The sequence below is a fragment of the Cohnella sp. AR92 genome, from assembly GCF_003990975.1.
Taxonomy (GTDB): Bacteria; Bacillota; Bacilli; order Paenibacillales; family Paenibacillaceae; genus Cohnella.
Genome location: NZ_RZJR01000015.1, coordinates 103253 through 120820, shown reverse-complemented (window position 1 = coordinate 120820; position 17568 = coordinate 103253). Strand labels below are relative to the sequence as shown.

Below are 17568 nucleotides of genomic sequence, written 5' to 3'. Positions count from 1 at the left end.
TACAGGTGCCGTTGCGCATGGACACGTTACACATACAATGTCATGTAAACCGTTGCCCGAATAAGGGGGTGGATTGGTTTGGCTGGCAAAACAGGCAGGACGAAGAAGGCAGCCCGAGTTCCTGTCTCGTCCCGTCGCGGGCGTGCTCCCTTAAGACAGGAAATAGCGGCAGCAAGTATGAAGCGTTCGGCGGTCGACGCCTCGCCCTGGTCCTCCCCGCTCATCTCGGTTATTATCCCGGTTATGAACGAGAGAAGGACGCTGGCCAGGGTCATTCGCGAAGCGAAGCGGGTGCATCCGGGAACGGAAGTGATCGTCGTCGTGAACGGTTCATCCGACGGCTCCCTGCAGATCGCCCGGGACAGCGGGGCGAGAGTGTTGGTGTTCGATCGTCCCCTCGGCCATGACGTGGGAAGATCCGTAGGGGCGAGGGAAGCGCTCGGCCAGATTCTATTATTTATCGACGCCGATATGGTAATCCCGGCTTCGCAATTGAGGCCTTTCGTCGACGCCGTGAAGAACGGCACCGACGTGGCATTGAACGATTATTCGGGACCGACGAGGCAAGAGAGCGTTCATGGAGTCGTGCTGGCTAAGCACGCCTTGAATTCGTTGCTTGACCGTTCCGATCTGATGGGGGCCTCCATGACCGCGGTCCCCCATGCGATCAGCCGAAAGGCATTGGAAACGATAGGGGCCGCTTCTCTATCGGTCCCTCCGCTTGCCCACACGATGGCGATTCATTCGAGATTGGTCGTCCAGAGAGTAAAGCATGTAGACGTAGGAACCCTTAACCCGCTCCGAACCCGGAGAGAAAGGCACCATTCGCTGGAGCCTCTCATCGTCGGGGATCATCTGGAAGCCATTCAATGGCTGGTGAGCCATACCGATAATCGGGGCGGATACGAAGACGGAAGCCGACAAAGATGGATGGTGAGGTGAAGCGATGGGACGCGCCAGCAGACCGGCAAAGGCGAAGCGAAGCCGCTCGGGTTCTGCCCGAAAGCGAACTTCCGTCCCGCGCTCGGGCCGTTCCGCCGCCCGGAGAGGGAGGCGCGGGCCGGATCGGCGGATTCCATGGACTCCGGTGCTTCAGCAACTGCAGAGGGAAGGGGAAGCCGTCGGCAGATCCTGGAGAAGCTCGTTCCCCGGCGGCTCGACGGAGGAGCTCAAAGCGTACGTTCAGCAAAAGTGGAATGAGCAACGGCCAAGCAGGCTGAACGGGCAGAGAACGAAGGAATGGCAAGCCAACTGGAGCGGCGCGAAGGCATTCGGCGACGGGGCCATGAAAGGGGCCGGCTCGATTCATACTTACATTCCGATCGGGATCGGAGGAACAGCCGCCGCCGTGGTTTATGTCGGCCCCGATTCCCGTTCGCCGAGCGTTCTGCTTCAAGCGCTTGATGCGCTTCCGTTCCAAGAGATCATTCTTGTCTGCGGGGACGCTCAAGAGCAAAGGATGAACGAACTGAGGAGACACCCGCGAGCGACGATCGCGCATTTTCCAACCGGAATGGATCCGAGCATTGGCAGGGCGCTGGGCGCCAAGCTTACCGGAGCAGACATCGTCGTCTTCGCGGATGCCGATCAGGCGGTGCCTGCGGAGACGCTCGCCCGATATCTCTGGGAATGCGATACTCGTCTTGACGTCGCCTTGAATGACCGCTCGACGCCTGGGAACCTGTTCCAACATCGCGGCACGATCGATCGTTTCCATGAATTTCTGAACGTGTCGCTAGGCCGGGCGGATCTTAAGATGAATACGATGGCGGCCCTGCCTTTCGCTTTATCCCGTGCGGCGCTGGACATATTGGGGCCGAATACGCTGTCCGTTCCGGTCAAAGCCCATGCCGCTGCGGTGCTCAAGGGGCTTAGGATCGGCACGGTCGCGAATGTGGATTGGAAGTACCCCTCGCAAGCTTCTGCGGCCCTGAGAATCTTGACGCGGCAAGCCGCAGGCGATCATCTGGAGGCTTGGCGCACGGCGATGGAGGCAAGAGGCAAGCGGCTCTACTTCGGGGATTCGGTACGTAACCGCAAGGCTGTGGGAGGGGTGGTCTACGATGCGGACGTCCATCATCATCCCTAGTTACAACCGACTTGATCTGTTGGCGCGCTGCGTGCAATCGATACGCAAGCACACGAAATCGGATTATGAGATTATCATCGCGGACAACGGCTCGTCAGACGGAACGACAACCTGGTGCCTGAGCGAGCGGATCCCCTTCATCTCACTCGCCCGCAACGAGGGGTTTCCGGTCGCTTGCAACAAAGGGATGCGGCTCGCCTCGGGCGATACTCTTGTTCTGCTGAACAACGATACGGTTGTCTCGGCGAACTGGCTGGACAATTTGAACACGGCCTTGTACAGCTCCCCGGACGTCGGAATGGTAGGTCCCATGTCCAATCAGGTGAGCGGGAAGCAGCAGGTCCAGTATCCTTACGCCGATCTCGACGAGTTCCAGCGAATTGCGGAGGGAGTCAATCAATCCAATCCGGCGAAGTGGAGAAGAGCGGAACGGCTCGTCGGGTTCTGCCTCGTTCTGCGCAGGGAGCTGATGGAGAGAATCGGCCTTCTGGATGAGAGATTCAGCCCCGGCCATTACGAGGACGACGATTACTGCTTGAGAGCGCGGCTGCATGGCTACGGTCTCTTGATCTGCCAGGATGTCGTGATTCATCATGATGGCAGCGCGAGCTTCCAGCAAGCGGGAACGGCAGCCCAACAGCAGCTTGTGGAGAGGAACTACCGCCTTTTCATGGAGAAGTGGAATTTGGACCCTCGCAATTTTATCTGATAACGCCCTAAGTAGGGCGGGACGGACAGACAGCACGACATGGGGAGGGTATTCGTTGAAGGCAGTCATACTGGCAGGAGGCACGGGAACGCGACTCAAGCCGTTAACTTACTGGAACAACAAGCATCTGCTTCCGGTGGCGTCTTACCCCATGATCTGTTACGGGGTGGCAAAGCTTCGGGAGGCGGGGATTCGAGATATTGTTATCGTAACGGGAAGGGTCTCGATCGGCCGGTTCGTCGAGGTGCTGGGAAGCGGAAGGGATTGGGGAGTCTCCTTGATCTACCGGGTTCAGGAAGAAGCGGGAGGGATTGCTCAAGCTCTCGAGCTGGCAAGACCGATCGTCCGTCCGGGCGAGAAGCTGGTGGTTCTCCTGGGGGACAATCTCTTCGAGCCGTCGCTCGCTCCGTTCGTGGATGCTTTCGAGAAGCAATCGGATGGAGCCATGGTCGTTCTGAAGGAAGTGCTCGATCCAAGACGTTACGGCGTACCGAAGCTGGACAGCGCAACGGGGAAAATCGAGTTCATCGAGGAGAAGCCGGAGCACCCCTTGTCCTCCTATTGCGTAACCGGCCTGTATTTCTATCAGTCGGACGTATTCCAAGTCATTGATCAGGTTCGGCCTTCCCGAAGAGGAGAGCTCGAGATTACGGACGTCAATAATGCCTACGCCGCCGCGAACAAGCTGCATTATAAGGTTCTTGACGGCTGGTGGACGGACGCGGGAACGTTCGAATCGCTGGAGGAGGCAAGCCGCAGACTGAAGGGGTCGCTGCCATGAGCAGAAGCGGAACAGCCGCGCAGGCGGCAACGGATCGGAAGCAGGCAGCGGCCCCCGGAGCGGAGGCTGCGCTTGGGCCGGCAAGGCGAACGGCGTCGAATCCTTTGCGAACGAAGCCGGCGGAAGCCGCGAGAAAAAGCTTGAAGGGAAGAGGCTCTTCGCGAGGAACCCGTGGGCACAAACGCCGCTCTTACCGGAAGACGCCTCGCCGCTCTCGCTCGCCGGAGATCTCCGAGAAGCAGGCGAAGGCCGAAGCTCCGGCAGAAGAACGGGATCGCTACGCGGAAGGCTACAAGGATGGCATATTCGTCGGAGGGGAGAGTCTGCTGGAAGGACACTTGCCTCCCGATCTGCTGTTTCCGAACGTCTCGCTTGAGGAATTTCTGGCGGCGGGAATCGCCGCTCTTCGTCATAGAGGAATCCCTCTGTTAGGAACGCAAGCGGTTTATGAGGAGCTGGAGAGAGCGCTGACCGAGAAGCAGCCGTATTCGCTCGTTCGGCTTGGAGACGGAGAATTGCTTACGCTGGCTCAAGATACGGTGCTGTCCTTGGACGAAGTCCGGCGAGAGGGGAATTTTCTAAGCTATGCCGGAGTCGACATTCCCGATTATCAAGGACGCGACGAGCTTGCGTCTTGCATTCGCTCGGCTTCGATGGTCGGGGTTCCGCTCTCGAGGCGCCCTTTATTCCAACCGCTGTTGTTCGCCATTTGGCGAGCTTACGGCGTTCAGCCCGAGTCGCTGAGGTTCACTTCCTCCACCGTTAACTACTCGCTGAAGGATGAAGGATACCTTCATCGGCTGCTGGCGGGACGGAGAGTGGTGACCATCGGGAATCTGGCAGTGCCTCTGGCGCAATCGCTCCTTAGCTGGGGAGCCCAGATCGCGGGAACCGTCAGTCCGGTTCGCGGAATCGCAGACTACAAGAGAGCGGTCGAGGAGGCGTCGAAGGTCGACTTCGATCTCGCTCTAGTCTCCGCGGGAGTCGCCGCCGTCCCGATCTGCGTGCATCTCGCTAACCGCACCGGCAAGGTTGCGGTCGACTTCGGCCATCTGGCCAATCTGATTACCGGCCTGGCCGGGCATCCAGGCCGCAATAGCGCCTTTGGCCCGAATGCACAAGGATAGGGGGTGAGCATGATGAGTGCAGCTTCGGCATTGTCCAGGCGAGCCGGAAGGCAAAGGATGGTCCGCAGATCGCCTCGGTCGAGGCGGGCGCATCCCGTCAAGGCTGCTCCCGGCCCGAACGGGTTGGCGAAGCCCAAGAAGGCTTCCGCCTACGATCAGGGGTTCGCGGAGGGGTATCGGGAAGGGGTCCAGTCGGGCATCGGCAGTTTCCCGGCGGGCTTCGAAGGCACGAGCATCATCATTCCCACCTTCAACCAGGTGGATATGTTGAAGCAGTGCGTGGAGAGCATCATGGACAATACCGATCTTCCTTACGAGATTATCGTCGTCGACAACGCTTCTACCGACGGGACCGAAGGATATCTGAGAGGGCTCGGCGGGCAGGTGCGCTATCGGGTGCTGGAGAGCAATAAAGGCTTCTCCGGAGCTATCAACAGGGGAATGATGATGGCCAAGGGAGACACGGTGCTTCTGCTTAATAACGACACCTTGGCGACCGAACGCTGGCTGGATAATTTGCTCGACTGCTTGAGAAGCGACGAGAGGATCGGCATGGTGGGACCGGTCACGAACTACATCAGCGGCGATCAGCAGATTAAGGTTCCGTACACGGACATCAAGGATATGCCTGCCTTCGCCCGGGAATACAACACGCCGAATTCGGCCAAGTGGAGAAGAACCGACCGCCTGGTCGGCTTCTGCCTTCTGTTCCGGCGCTCGCTCTTCCAGGAGGTCGGTTATTTCGACGAGGGCTTCGAACTCGGCAACTTCGAGGACGACGACTTCAACATTCGCGTCCGGATGACCGGTAGAAGCCTGGTCGTCGCCGAGGATACGTTCATTCACCATTATGGCAGCGTCAGCATGAAGGCGTTGGGGGACCGTTTCAAGCAGGTGAACGATAAGAACGAGCATTACTATATGGACAAATGGCCCAATCCCTACGAGAGCATTCATCAGGTGTTGAAGTCGCTCCAAGAAACGGGGCAGACCTCGCTCGATTCGTCGGCCTTGTTCCCGAACGGAGTTCTGGTTCAAGGCTTGGGAGCGACGCCGTATTGGATCGAGGATGGAGGGAGAAGGCCGGTGGAGGGCGCGTTGGCCTTGCCGATCACCCGTCTGTCCCAGATCGATCTGCTGCGCTGGCCGATCCGCGAGCCGATCTCGGCGGCGGAGGTCGAGCTTCGGTATTACAGCCTATCTCTTCAGGACAAAGCCGGCTTCGCGAAGCTCCAAGACGACACGTACTACCGGCTGGAAGGCAGCGTGGCGCGGAAGATCATCAGCCGTTCCGCGGTTCGGGCATGGAATCTCGATCATCGCCCTGTCCGTCTGCTCGAGCCGGAAGAGCTTATTCGGTGTACGGAAGGCTTACCGATCATCGCGCCGCCCCAACTGAAGCAGGTTCTTTAGGCGGAATTCGGAGGGAGGCGGGACTTGATCACTTTCCTATCTTCAAGACGAATGGCGGCATCGGGGAGGAGTCCCGAGCCGCCATTCGTCTTGTTTAGGACCTTTCGATCCGGATAAGGCGCCTCCCCCACTTGACCGCTTTATTGTGGCAAGCGCCGTCAGGCGGCATATGCTGTAGAAGATATGGCAGGCGCCTTCGCGGCGCCGATTCTCGTCATGAATGGAGGCAGAAGGCCGCGATGCAAGAGCTGATGACAGAGATCGTCGTCCACTTATCGCATTCGCATCAACAGATGGCGCGGATACTGGATGCCAAACGGCACGTTGCCGTTCGCATGGCGCAGATGATACAGACCCTGCCGGACGAACACCCCCAGTTGAACGGACTGGAGGGGTTGCTGGAGAGCTCTTCCCAGGTAACGAAGAGCGTGATCTCCTACGTGAACGGGTTGGCGGATCTCCAAGAAGCGATGGCCGACAGCTTGACGCAGATCGTCAAGGCGCTTGCCGATACGGATGAGGAATAGCGGCCGGCGCCCGGACTTGACGCGAGAGGAGGGATGGGGATGAATAGGGAGCAGGCTTATCAGTTGACGCTTGATGCGTTAGCCAAGCTGCAATGGAACACCGCCATGATTCTGGAAGCCAAGGCGATCGAAGCGGAGAAGGTCCGGAATTGGCTTCTGACTCATATTACCGGCGACACCTATGTCACGCATCCCGAGAGACTGAGTACCTCGCTTCAATTCCACGAGCATAACGTGGAGCTGATCGAAGGCTTGACCAAGCTCTGCCATGGCCTTAACCGGAACATGAAGGCGGTTCTTCAGCCGGAAGGGGAAGACTCGGAAGGGATAGGCGGAATGGGAGGAATGGGAGGCATGTTCGGCGGCGGCTTCGGAGAAGGCGATAACGACGGATGAGCCGGCTGGGCAAGGAATGGGAAGTGAAGCTGACGCTTCTCCAATCCATCGCGCGAAGCCAGGAAGCTCTCGCGCGGATCTTGGAGAGCGTGGCGGATGTGGCCGTTCATAGCGAGCCTTCCGCGGTCGTCATGCGCGAGCACGTACGCGAGCTTTCCAATCTTCAGGCTGCGCTCGTGGAAGCCGTTACGGGTCAGCGCTGGAAGGCGCCTCGCATCGGGCGGGCGTCGCCTCCCTGGCTGTCCCGGAAGCTAAGGGTCGCAGCCGGGACGGGAAAGCTTCGAAGAGGGGGAGCCAAGTGAAGAAGAAGCGGATGGCCGGCAGGAAAGCGTTCGTAAGGCGGACGAAGAAGCCGAACCGAACGAGGACGGGTAAGCTCCGCAGCCAAACGAACCTGAAAGCCAAACCGGTTCGTACGGCGCGAAGATCGACGGCGCGGGCAAGGAAGCCTTCAGTCAAGCGCCAGCCTTCCAGCTATGACCAAGGCTTCCGCGTCGCTTATAACGAAGGGTACAACACAGGGTTCGCGAAGGGCTTCGAGGATGGACATCAAGCGGCATACGAGCAGCAAGCGTAACCGAAAGGCTGGGATCAGGGATGCGAAGCAAGCGACGGCTCAGGCGTTCTAATCGGTTGAAGAGCTCCAGGAGCGTTCGCGCTCGCAGGGGCCGCTCCCGTATCATCAAACGCGGCGCAAGAAGGCTGACGTCGTCCGCCCGCGGTACCTCAAGAGCAAGGCGCCGCAAAGCAAGCGGGTCCGGAACCCGTACGGCGAACCTCCCCGCCGCTTCGGCGCCGGGACTTGCGTACAACCAGGTATTCGATCAGGCCTATGATGCCGGGTTCAACGACGGCTTCGCGAAAGGGATTCAGGACGGGCAAGCATTCGTCGTGTAATAGAAGCGCTCGAATACGGGAGCGCCTGCCTTGGAGACCGGGCAGGCGCTCTTTGCGTGTTTAACAAGCTCTATTGGCTAGGGATGGAGACTTGCATTATACGCTCTTGCGTACGGGTAAGTATCCATGTCCATCAGACCAGGGGCGCATATATTGAATCTGGGTGATGATGATGGGGTACAGGAGCAGGGAGAGGCAGCTCTCCGGCGCTCGGACGGAGGGCTATAGCATGGGCTGGTCGGAAGGCTGGCGCATCGGGGCCTGCCAGGGAATCGCGAATCGCGTGCCTGAACCGCCGGCGAATCGAAGCCGCTTGCGAATCATGTATGTGCCTCAAGGCTTCGAGGCTATCGACGAAGGAATGATCTCCGCGCTTCAGCAATGCGCGGGCCAACTGCTCGTGGCGCCTGCCGACCGCATGAGAGAACTTGCGGCTCAGATGAAACCGGATTACGTGCTTGTCATGAATGGCCTCCATGTGTTTCCTCCGGACCACCTGGAGCAGATCGACGCCATACGGGCCATGGGAATCCGCACGGCGATATGGTTCGTCGACGATCCCTACGTCACGGACGAGACGCCCGGTATCGCGAAGCATTACGACAAGGTGCTGACCCACGAGAGATCCTGCGTTCCTCTCTATATCGCATCCGGATGCCTGCAAGTGAGACACCTTCCGCTTGCCGTGAACCCCCGGCTTTTCCAACAGATGTATGTCCCTCCGGAGTATCGCTCCGATATTTGCTTTATCGGCATCGCCTTCGAGAACCGAGTTCAGCTGTTCGACGAGCTGGCCGACTTCCTGCAAGACAAGAAGGTGATGATCTCCGGCAAGCTGTGGGAACGGATGAAGCGTTACCCCGAGCTCTCCCGCTTCGTGCACGACGGATGGATTCCCGTACCGGAGACCGTCAAATATTACAACGGAGCCAAGATTGTCATCAACATCCACCGTACGACCGAGGCAGGGAAGGACAATCGGAATTCAATGAACTGGGGAGCGGAATCGATCAACCCCCGTACCTATGAGATCGCGTCTTGCGGCGCTCTCCAGCTGACCGACGAACGCAAGGAGCTCTCCTCGCAGTACGAGATCGGCCAGGAGATCGTCGCTTTCCGGAATGCTGCCGAGTTGATGTCGAAGATCGATCATTACTTGAAGCATGACGAAGAAAGGCTGCACGTTGCGGCCAGAGGCTTCAGGCGGACTCGCCAAGAGCATACCTTCGTTCACCGGGTCATGACGCTGCTGCAGTGGCTGGAGACATAACGACGGCAACGCCGTGCAGGAGAGGAGGCAGAAGAGGCGATGGCGGTTCGGCAACGGAAATCGGTCTCCAAACGGTCAGGATGGCGGGTTAGCCGCACGGCTTCGGGCAACCCGTCCGAGTACCTGGACGGAAGAAGAAACGGATTCGCTCTAGGTTACAAGCACGGACACTGGCAGGGATTGTGCGAAGCGGCTATCGTCAAGGCGAGCGTCGTTCATGAGAAGCGCCCGATCAAGGTTCTGTATGTCACCTCGGGCAAAGGTTACCCTTACAGTCCGCTGGATGAGGCCATTCACCAATCGCTGCTCGAGGTTGTCGGTTCGGTCTTGGTGGCTTCCCCGAAGGAGGATGTCGCTGCCGTCGCGGCGGTTCAGCGGCCTGACCTCGTACTGGCGTTGGACGGAATGGACTTCCCTGTCGAACAGGTCAGACGAATTAGCCAGATGGGCATTCGGACCGCGATCTGGTTCACCGACGATCCTTACTATACCGATATCACGTCGGGCCTGGCCCCTTATTACGACTTGGTGTTCACCTTGGAGAAGAATTGCGTTTCTTACTATCAGCAGTTAGGCTGCACTCGGGTTTACAATCTTCCTCTTGCGGTGTACCCCGGCTACTTCCGGCCGCGCAATCCCCGGATGTCGCTTCGGGGAGACGTTTGCTTCATCGGAACGGCTTATTGGAACCGAGTGTATCTGTTCCATGAGCTGCTTCCGCGCCTGGAATCCAAGGTGTTCCGAATCTCGGGCCTGTGGTGGGACCGCCTTCCGGAATATCACAGATGGAAAAACCGCATCGAGCTAGGCAAGTGGATGACGCCTGTAGAGACCGCCGAATATTACAACGCGCATCGAATCGTCATCAACGTGCATCGCGCTCATGACGATGAGACCTTCAACAAGAACGCGGCCGGAATCACGGCCGTATCCCCGAATCCGCGAGCATTCGAGATCGCCGCATGCGGAACGCTGCAGATCGTGGACCGGCGGGATGATCTGACGCAGTACTTCGTTCCCGGCCTTGAGATTGTCACCTACGATACGGTCGATCAGCTGTCCGGCTTAATCGATTATTATTTGACGCACGAGCAGGAGCGGGAACAGATTGCCTTGCGTGCTCTGTACCGGACGATGAGGGACCATTCCTTCGCCAATCGGCTTACGCAGCTGCTGGATCTCGCCATGCAGCCTTGAGCGGAAGGGAACCGACCGTCCGAACATTGCGGGGAGGAGGCGAGTAGCGCCGTGAGCATTGCCGGAAGCGTCGCAGCATGAACGCGGAAGTCAGATCGAAAATGATGATATTCTCGCATATCTGCAGCCCGGAGTATATTACCGGGGCGGAGAAGCTTCTCTTGTCCTTCGCCAAGGAGCTTCATCGTTTGTACGATTGCGTGCTGGTCGTCCCCAGGGAAGGAGCGATCGCCGAGGCATCCAGGCGCCACGGCATCGGTGTCGTCGTGCTGGATATTCCCCTAAGCATCGCCATGTATATCGCGGCTCCTCATCTGAACGCGGAGCTGGATAATTTCCGCAGGCACCCGATATGGGAGCAGCTTATCGCCCTCCTTCAAAGGGAGAATCCCGCTTACGTATGGGTGAATACCTGCGTTCATCCGCTTCCCGCGATGGCGGCGAAAGCGCTGGGTATACCCACGATCTGGTCCCTGATGGAGACGATCAACGACGGCTCCCACCGGGACGAGGCGGCCAGGACCGTCGCCGTCTACAGCGACCGGATCGCCGGGATCTCCCAGACGGTGCTGACCCCGTTCTCCCCGGAGATCGTACGTACCAAGGCGACGGTTCTCTCGCCATTCCTGAATCGGGATGAGCTCCTGCCGGACAGTTGGTCGTTCAATCGGGTACGCCAGCGCCGAAACCAGGGGTGGGGCGAGCATCACGTCGTAGCCGGCTACATCGCGTCGGCGCTTTATCCCAACAAGGGACTCAAGGAATTCCTCCAGGCGATGCTGCCTCTTGCGGCGGGCGACACGCGCGTGCGCATGCTCGTGATCGGCAATCCGGAGGAGGATGAGGAATACGTTCGTGCTTGCCGCGACATCGTGCAGAAATCCGGGCTTGCCGATCGCGTCTCGTGGATTCGCTTCGCGGACCGTATCGAGTACGTCTACCCGATGATGGATGTCGTGGTCGTTCCCAGCTTGATGGTCGAAGGCTTCGGAATGACGGCGCTGGAAGGGATGATCTTCGGCAAGCCCGTCGTCGCTTTCTCCTCGGGAGGGTTGACGGAGATTCTGCAAGCTACCGGCAATGCCAATTATCTGGTGAAGCCCGGGGATGTGGAGGGATTGACGACGGCAATCGCCACCTTGCTGCAGGACGAGAAGCTGCGGGCTCGAATCGGCTCCCAGAACGCGAAGGCGGCGGAAGCCGAGTTCGGCAGGGAAGCCTTCCGCGTTCGGCTCAAGGCAATGCTGTCGGATCTTCCCAGCCGGAATTCCATGCTGCACGGATTGGTCCGAGGCGGGGGACCGACGGTGTATCGGATCGAGCACGGCCGCAAGAGATCGTTCCCTTCCGAGCGGGTCTTCCTCGGTCTCGGATACCGCTTCGAGGATGTCCAGACCGTAGAGGACGGCCGATTGTCCCTCGTTCCCGAAGGCTTGCCGATGGCTCTTCCCGGCGCCGCGGTTCGCCGGGCGCGTGCTTCCCGGCGCGGCCGCAGAAGACATAAACGATCGGCAAACGCAAGAAGAACGGGCCGGCGTTCGAGACGGCGCAGCTCCGCCAGGCGATCCAGACGGAACAGGAGGTGAGCTCGTGCGAATCGTTACCATATTGGGCACGAGGCCCGAAGTCATTCGTTTAAGCCTGCTGACCCGATTGTTGGACGATTGGGCGTCCAAGCATACCATCGTGCATACCGGACAGAACTTCGCATGGAGCTTAAACGGCATTTTCTACGATCAATTAGGGCTTAGGCTGCCCGACGTTCAACTGGATCACCGGGAAGAAACGGTCGGAAGGCAGCTTGCCAGCACGTTCGGGGCAATCGAGGATGTGCTGCGCCGCGAGAAGCCCGACCGGGTTCTCGTGCTCGGGGATACCAACAGCGCGCTCTGCGCTCTCGTCGCCGAACGCATGGGAATTCCCGTCGCTCATATGGAGGCCGGTAACCGCTGCTTCGATCTCTCCGTGCCGGAAGAGAAAAACCGCCGGGTGATCGATGCGGTATCCACGATCAATCTGCCTTATACGGAGAACAGCAAGAACAACCTTCTTCGCGAAGGCTTTCCCGTGCAAAGGATCGTTCTCTCCGGCAATCCGATAAGGGAAGTGCTGGAGCATTACGCGCCCCGGATCGAATCAAGCTCCATCCTGGAGAAGCTCGGGCTCGAACCCGGCCGGTATCTGCTGGCCACCCTTCACCGGGCGGAGAACGTCGACAACCGGGAGCATCTCATCGCCATCATGCAAGGCCTTCGCGCGACGGTCGAGCAGCAAGGGCTCCGCCTGATCTGCAGCACGCATCCCCGCACCCGCTCGCGGCTAAGCCAGTTGGAGCCCGAGCTTGAACATCCTCTTCTCGAGTTCCACGAGCCATTCGGTTTCTTCGACTTCGTTCACCTAGAGAAGCACGCCCGCCTGGTGTTGACCGACAGCGGGACGGTGCAGGAAGAATGCTGCATTTACCAAGTGCCCACGGTCACGATCCGCCGTACGACGGAACGGCCGGAGACGGTGGATTGCGGAAGCAATGTCGTGACGGGTCTTCATGCGGGAAGAATCGCCGACTCCGTGAACGCAATGATCTCCGTGCAAGGGAGCTGGACGCCGCCGCAGGGCTATATGGAGCTCGGCGTCGCTCGGAAGGTAGCCAAATATCTTCTTGGAGGGAACATGGATGTTTGAAGGACGACGAATTCTGATTACCGGAGGCACGGGATCCTGGGGATACGAGCTGGTTCGCCAGCTGCTGCCTCAGAATCCGGAGAAAATTATCGTCTACTCCCGCAACGAATCCAGTCAGGTAGCGATGCAGCGGGCGTTCGAGGATAAGCGCATCAGCTTCTGCATCGGCGATATCCGGGATCGGGAAGCGCTCGTCCGGGCCTGCTCGGGAGTGGATCTGATCTTTCATCTCGCGGCGCTCAAGCACGTTCCCGTGTGCGAGGACCAGCCGTATGAAGCGCTCAAGACGAATGTTATCGGCACGCAGAACGTCATCGAGGCCGCTATCGAGAACAAGGTCGAGCGGGTTATCAATATTTCCACCGACAAGGCAGCCAATCCGTCGAACTTCTACGGGATGACGAAGGCGATCGGGGAGAAGCTCATCGTCTACGCCAACCTTCTCGGCAGCGATACGAAGTTCGTCTGCGTCCGGGGAGGCAACGTGCTGGGAACGAACGGCAGCGTCATTCACCTCTTCATGAACCAGATCGCTCACAAGAACGAGATCAGTCTGACGCATCGCAACATGACCCGCTTCTTCCTGACGCTGGAGGACGCCATCCGCTTGCTGTTCAAGGCGACCAAAGAGAGCGTGGGAGGGGAGATATTCGTCCTGACGATGCCGACTTGCCGGATCGTCGATCTGGCGGACGTGCTGATGGAGGCGATGGGCAAGCATGTCGATATGGTGGAGACGGGAGTGCGACCGGGGGAGAAAATCCACGAGATTCTCTTAACGGAATACGAGAGCCTGAATACCGTCGTCTACGACGATCAGTACCTCGTAATTCTGCCGACCCTCGACATTCCCGGACTGTCCGAGCATTACTCGGCATACCCTCCGGTTCATTTTGACAGCTTCAGCTCCAGCCAATCCTTGATGTCGAAGGAAGAGATTCGCCAGATGCTCGTTCGGGGAGGCTTCCTGACATGAGGATCCTGCTGCTCGGCGGCAACGGGATGGCGGGCCACATCCTGGCTGCCTATCTGAGCCGTCAATCCGGGTACGAGGTGGAAGCAACGATACGGCCCCATGTTGGAAAAAGCTTCGGGACGGGTACGGGGATACCGTCCCTTCCGAGGCTTTCCGGAGTACCGCTTCATGAGCTGGATGCCGAGGATTTGCCGGCGGTCAGGCAGACGGTAGAGCGGGTACGGCCCGATATCATCGTGAATGCGATCGGCATTCTGAATCGCCATGCGGAGGAGCAGCCGCTCCTCGCTTATACGGTGAACGGCCTGCTGCCCCATTGGCTTGCCCATGCCGCGGGCGAGATCGGGGCCCGGCTGATTCATATCAGCTCCGATTGCGTTTTCTCCGGGGCGCGCGGCTCCTACGGGGAAGAGGAGCTTCCGGACGGCTATACGGTGTATGCCAAGAGCAAGGCACTCGGGGAGATACGCGATCCTCGGCATCTAACGATCCGAACCTCGATTATCGGACCCGAGATCCGAGAGGACGGGATCGGCCTCTTGAAGTGGTTCCTGTCCCGGAAGGGAATCGTTCCCGGATACGTGAACGTTCCTTGGAACGGGGTGACGACGCTGGAGCTGGCGAAGGCGGCGGCGTGGGCCATCGAGCATCCGCAGGTCGGAGGGCTCGTTCATCTTACGGCGCCCGAGCCGATTAGCAAGCACCGGCTGCTGGAGCTCGTTCGGCATGCCTACGGGAGAACGGATCTGGAGCTTCGACCGGTTCCGGAGCCGGCGATCGATCGGACGCTGCAGCCGACGAAGAGCGGCTTCGGCCACAAGCCGCCAGGCTATTCCGCGATGCTCGAAGAATTAGCGGAATGGGAACGAACGGATCGGCTATGAGGAGAATACTCATAACGGGAGCGACGGGCTTCACGGGGCGACACGCTTGTCGTCTCTTCGCCGCGACCGGATGGGAGGTCATCGGGGTCTCATCCGGACGAAGCGGCGGAACGGGCGAGCCGCGCGGGGCAGCTCCGCAGAAGACGTGGGGAAGCGGCGAAGCGCTGCGAAAGTCGAACGCAGGCGGCGAAGCTCTGCGGGAGTCGGGAGTATGCGGAGAGGTTCATTGGAAGTCGGGGGTATGCGAAGAGGATCAGTGGAAGCCTGGGGTAAGCCGAGAGGATCAGTGGAAGTCGGGGGTAAGCGAAGGAACAGGCGAGCCGCGCGGGGAATGGCGGGAGTACGTCCCCCCAATCGTGGGCTGCGACCTGACGGAGAAGCAAGCGGTATTTGAGCTTTGCCGCGAACTTCAACCGGACGCCGTTCTGCACCTTGCCGGACAGAATGCCGTCGATCGATCCTGGCAGCGGCCCGACGAGACTCTGGCCGTAAACGTATGGTCTACCGTTCATCTGCTTGAGGGCATGCGGGCAAGCGGGAGGGGCGAACGGGGACGCATCCTGGTCGTCGGATCCATGCTGACGAACGCTTCTCTGGAGACGGCCGCTCATCCGTATGGCTTCAGCAAGGCAGTTCAGGTAGCGGCGGCGCTTAACTGGCACAACTGGTACGGGATCGAGGCTCTGGCTGTCGAGCCTTCGAACCTGATCGGGCCAGGGGGCAGCCAGGGACTATGCGGCAAGCTCGCGCGTTGGGTCGCTGCCGTGGAAGCGGCCCGGCCTGGGCGCGATGGGCAGGAGAACCCCGAAGGAGAGAGAGAAGCAAGCAGGCCAAGCCCGATGGGGGATCCCATTGGGTCAAACCCGTTTGTTCTCTCTTCGTTGGCAGAGGAGCGGGATTACTTGGATGTCCGGGATGCGGTGAGCGCTTATGAAGCTTTGCTGCTGCGGGGTCAGGCGGGGCGTCTGTATTCCTTGGGCTCCGGCGTTATGAGGACGTTAGGCGAAGTGAAGGAAGCGTTCGATGCCGCGGCCAAGGTGAAGCTGGCCTGGCAAATCCGCGATCAAGGGGGGCCGTCTCCTCAGCCTAGGGATTTATCCGATATTCTCTCTCTCGGCTGGAGGCCGCTTATCCCGTTCACTCAGTCTATCGAGGATGCCTTGGAGGACGAAAGGCATCGGTTGGGAGAATCTAATCGGAAAGGGTGATCGAGCGGATGGGTCGGCCTAGAGTGACGGTTGTCATTCCTTTCTACAATGATCCTTACGTAACGGAAGCCATTGAGAGCGTCCTTGCCCAAACCTATAAGGATGTCGAGCTTATCATCGTAAACGACGGTTCCACGAGAGAAGCGGAGCGTCTTGTTCCCTACGGCGCAAGAGCTCACATCCTGGGGAAGGCGAACGGAGGGACGGCAAGCGCTCTGAATTACGGCATCCGCATGGCTTCCGGAGAGTACGTGGCGTGGCTGAGCTCGGACGACCGCTACCTGCCCGGCAAAATCGAGAAGCAGCTCGACTTTATGGAGAAGATGGGTTCCTCGATCAGCCATACGGCTTTTCGGGTGATCGACGAGAAGGGAATACGGAAGGAGAAGCCCGTTCACCTTCGCTTCGAATCGATGTACAGCTTCTACGAATCTTTCTTGAAAGGCAATGCCGTTAACGGATGTACCGTGATGATGAGAAAGTCGCTGTTCGATCGGCTTGGCGGCTTCAACGAGAACCTTCCCTTCACCCATGATTACGATTTCTGGCTAAGGTCGATTCTTGCGGGCTATCCGCTTACGTATCTGAAGGAGCCGCTGACCGAATACCGCCACCACGTCAACATGGGCACGGTCAAGCATCGCGGCGATATCGAGAAAGAGTTCCAGCAAGTATCGGCCGGCTATCGGGAGCGGGTCGAGACGCTGCTCTCGGCGCTAGCGCCGCCGACCGCGGACAGGCGCCAGAAGCGCGGGTGAAGGAGCAGCTTTGAGGTCGCGAAGCCTCGGAGGGATCGTGTTAAAGAGACACGATCTCTCTTTGTGTTGTTGCCGTACGTCGCTAATTCACCCGTTGCAGAATCGAGCACGCGCCGAGATGTTGCCGTACGACACTATCTCCCCCGCCGCCACCTCGCGCATCTCCCGAATTAGTCTCAGACGAGACTAACTCCGCGCCGCCACCTCGCGCATCTCCCGAATTAGTCTCAGACGAGACTAATTCCGTGCCGCCGCCCCGCGTATCTCCCGAATTAGTCTCAGACGAGACTAACTCCGTGCCACCTGCCCCGCGCATCTCCCGAATTAGTCTCAGACGAGACTAACTCCGCGCCACCTGCCCCGCGCATCTCCCGAATTAGTCTCAGACGAGACTAATTCCGTGCCGCCACCCCGCGCATCTCCCGAATTAGTCCCAGACGAGACTAACTCCGTGCCGCCGCCCCGCGCATCGCTCGAATTAGTCTCAGACGAGACTAACTCCGTGCCGCCCCCCCGCGCATCGCTCGAATTAGTCTCAGACGAGACTAACTCCGCGCCGCCGCCCCGCGCATCGCTCGAATTAGTCTCAGACGAGACTAACTCCGCGCCGCCGCCCCGCGACAATAAGCAAGACGGCAAAAGCTGCCCCAACAT

Annotated in this window: 19 protein-coding genes; all 19 read left to right on the top strand. The window is 59.2% G+C overall.

Features of this window, described 5'->3' with window-relative positions:
• Positions 1 to 177: 177 nt before the first annotated feature.
• The 19 genes from ELR57_RS22980 to ELR57_RS22890 all read left to right on the top strand — a co-directional run bounded on the left by ELR57_RS22980 (position 178) and on the right by ELR57_RS22890 (position 16914).
• Positions 178 to 942, top strand: coding sequence for a glycosyltransferase family 2 protein (locus ELR57_RS22980; protein WP_126961434.1), 765 nt, complete (start codon positions 178 to 180; stop codon positions 940 to 942).
• Positions 943 to 946: 4 nt separating this feature from the next.
• A complete protein-coding gene (locus tag ELR57_RS22975) occupies positions 947 to 2089 on the top strand; it encodes a glycosyltransferase family protein (protein WP_126961433.1) in 1143 nt (380 codons plus the stop codon).
• A complete protein-coding gene (locus tag ELR57_RS22970; RefSeq protein ID WP_126961432.1) occupies positions 2064 to 2798 on the top strand; it encodes a glycosyltransferase family 2 protein in 735 nt (244 codons plus the stop codon). The genes ELR57_RS22975 and ELR57_RS22970 overlap by 26 nt, the downstream gene beginning before the upstream one ends.
• 55 nt (positions 2799 to 2853) lie before the next feature.
• Entirely contained in the window at positions 2854 to 3579 is a 726-nt protein-coding gene (locus ELR57_RS22965; protein ID WP_126961431.1) for a sugar phosphate nucleotidyltransferase, read from the top strand.
• Entirely contained in the window at positions 3576 to 4706 is a 1131-nt protein-coding gene (locus ELR57_RS22960; RefSeq protein ID WP_238162657.1) for a GT-D fold domain-containing protein, read from the top strand. The genes ELR57_RS22965 and ELR57_RS22960 overlap by 4 nt, the downstream gene beginning before the upstream one ends.
• Before the next feature lie 12 nt (positions 4707 to 4718).
• Positions 4719 to 6119 (top strand): glycosyltransferase family 2 protein, encoded by a 1401-nt coding sequence (locus ELR57_RS22955; protein ID WP_238162656.1) that lies wholly within the window; start codon positions 4719 to 4721, stop codon positions 6117 to 6119.
• Positions 6120 to 6358: 239 nt separating this feature from the next.
• Positions 6359 to 6646: a nucleoside-diphosphate sugar epimerase gene (locus tag ELR57_RS22950; RefSeq protein WP_126961430.1), complete on the top strand. Its 288-nt coding sequence runs from the start codon at positions 6359 to 6361 to the stop codon at positions 6644 to 6646.
• Between the two features lie 39 nt (positions 6647 to 6685).
• Positions 6686 to 7042, top strand: coding sequence for an alpha-helical endospore appendage domain-containing protein (locus ELR57_RS22945; RefSeq protein WP_126961429.1), 357 nt, complete (start codon positions 6686 to 6688; stop codon positions 7040 to 7042).
• Positions 7039 to 7344 carry a hypothetical protein gene (locus ELR57_RS22940; RefSeq protein WP_126961428.1) on the top strand — a complete coding sequence of 102 codons (306 nt, stop codon included), beginning with the start codon at positions 7039 to 7041 and terminating at the stop codon, positions 7342 to 7344. The genes ELR57_RS22945 and ELR57_RS22940 overlap by 4 nt, the downstream gene beginning before the upstream one ends.
• The gene (locus ELR57_RS22935) at positions 7341 to 7619 is read left to right on the top strand and encodes a hypothetical protein (RefSeq protein WP_126961427.1); all 279 of its coding nucleotides are present in this window, start codon (positions 7341 to 7343) and stop codon (positions 7617 to 7619) included. The genes ELR57_RS22940 and ELR57_RS22935 overlap by 4 nt, the downstream gene beginning before the upstream one ends.
• Before the next feature lie 56 nt (positions 7620 to 7675).
• Positions 7676 to 7939 (top strand): hypothetical protein, encoded by a 264-nt coding sequence (locus ELR57_RS22930; protein WP_126961426.1) that lies wholly within the window; start codon positions 7676 to 7678, stop codon positions 7937 to 7939.
• A 229-nt stretch (positions 7940 to 8168) separates the two neighbouring features.
• Positions 8169 to 9209, top strand: coding sequence for a CgeB family protein (locus tag ELR57_RS22925; RefSeq protein ID WP_238162655.1), 1041 nt, complete (start codon positions 8169 to 8171; stop codon positions 9207 to 9209).
• Between the two features lie 39 nt (positions 9210 to 9248).
• Entirely contained in the window at positions 9249 to 10406 is a 1158-nt protein-coding gene (locus ELR57_RS22920; RefSeq protein WP_126961424.1) for a CgeB family protein, read from the top strand.
• A 77-nt stretch (positions 10407 to 10483) separates the two neighbouring features.
• Positions 10484 to 11992, top strand: a complete 1509-nt coding sequence (locus ELR57_RS22915) for a glycosyltransferase family 4 protein (RefSeq protein WP_126961423.1) — start codon at positions 10484 to 10486, stop codon at positions 11990 to 11992.
• 4 nt (positions 11993 to 11996) lie between these two features.
• On the top strand, positions 11997 to 13088 hold the full coding sequence (gene wecB / locus ELR57_RS22910) for a non-hydrolyzing UDP-N-acetylglucosamine 2-epimerase (RefSeq protein WP_126961422.1): 1092 nt from the start codon (positions 11997 to 11999) through the stop codon (positions 13086 to 13088).
• Positions 13081 to 14064: a polysaccharide biosynthesis protein gene (locus ELR57_RS22905; RefSeq protein ID WP_126961421.1), complete on the top strand. Its 984-nt coding sequence runs from the start codon at positions 13081 to 13083 to the stop codon at positions 14062 to 14064. The genes wecB and ELR57_RS22905 overlap by 8 nt, the downstream gene beginning before the upstream one ends.
• Positions 14061 to 14948, top strand: coding sequence for a dTDP-4-dehydrorhamnose reductase family protein (locus ELR57_RS22900; RefSeq protein ID WP_126961420.1), 888 nt, complete (start codon positions 14061 to 14063; stop codon positions 14946 to 14948). The genes ELR57_RS22905 and ELR57_RS22900 overlap by 4 nt, the downstream gene beginning before the upstream one ends.
• The gene (locus ELR57_RS22895; protein WP_126961419.1) at positions 14924 to 16156 is read left to right on the top strand and encodes an NAD-dependent epimerase/dehydratase family protein; all 1233 of its coding nucleotides are present in this window, start codon (positions 14924 to 14926) and stop codon (positions 16154 to 16156) included. Before ELR57_RS22900 ends, ELR57_RS22895 begins: the two co-directional genes overlap by 25 nt.
• 8 nt (positions 16157 to 16164) lie before the next feature.
• Positions 16165 to 16914 (top strand): glycosyltransferase family 2 protein, encoded by a 750-nt coding sequence (locus ELR57_RS22890; protein ID WP_126961418.1) that lies wholly within the window; start codon positions 16165 to 16167, stop codon positions 16912 to 16914.
• Positions 16915 to 17568: the final 654 nt, after the last annotated feature.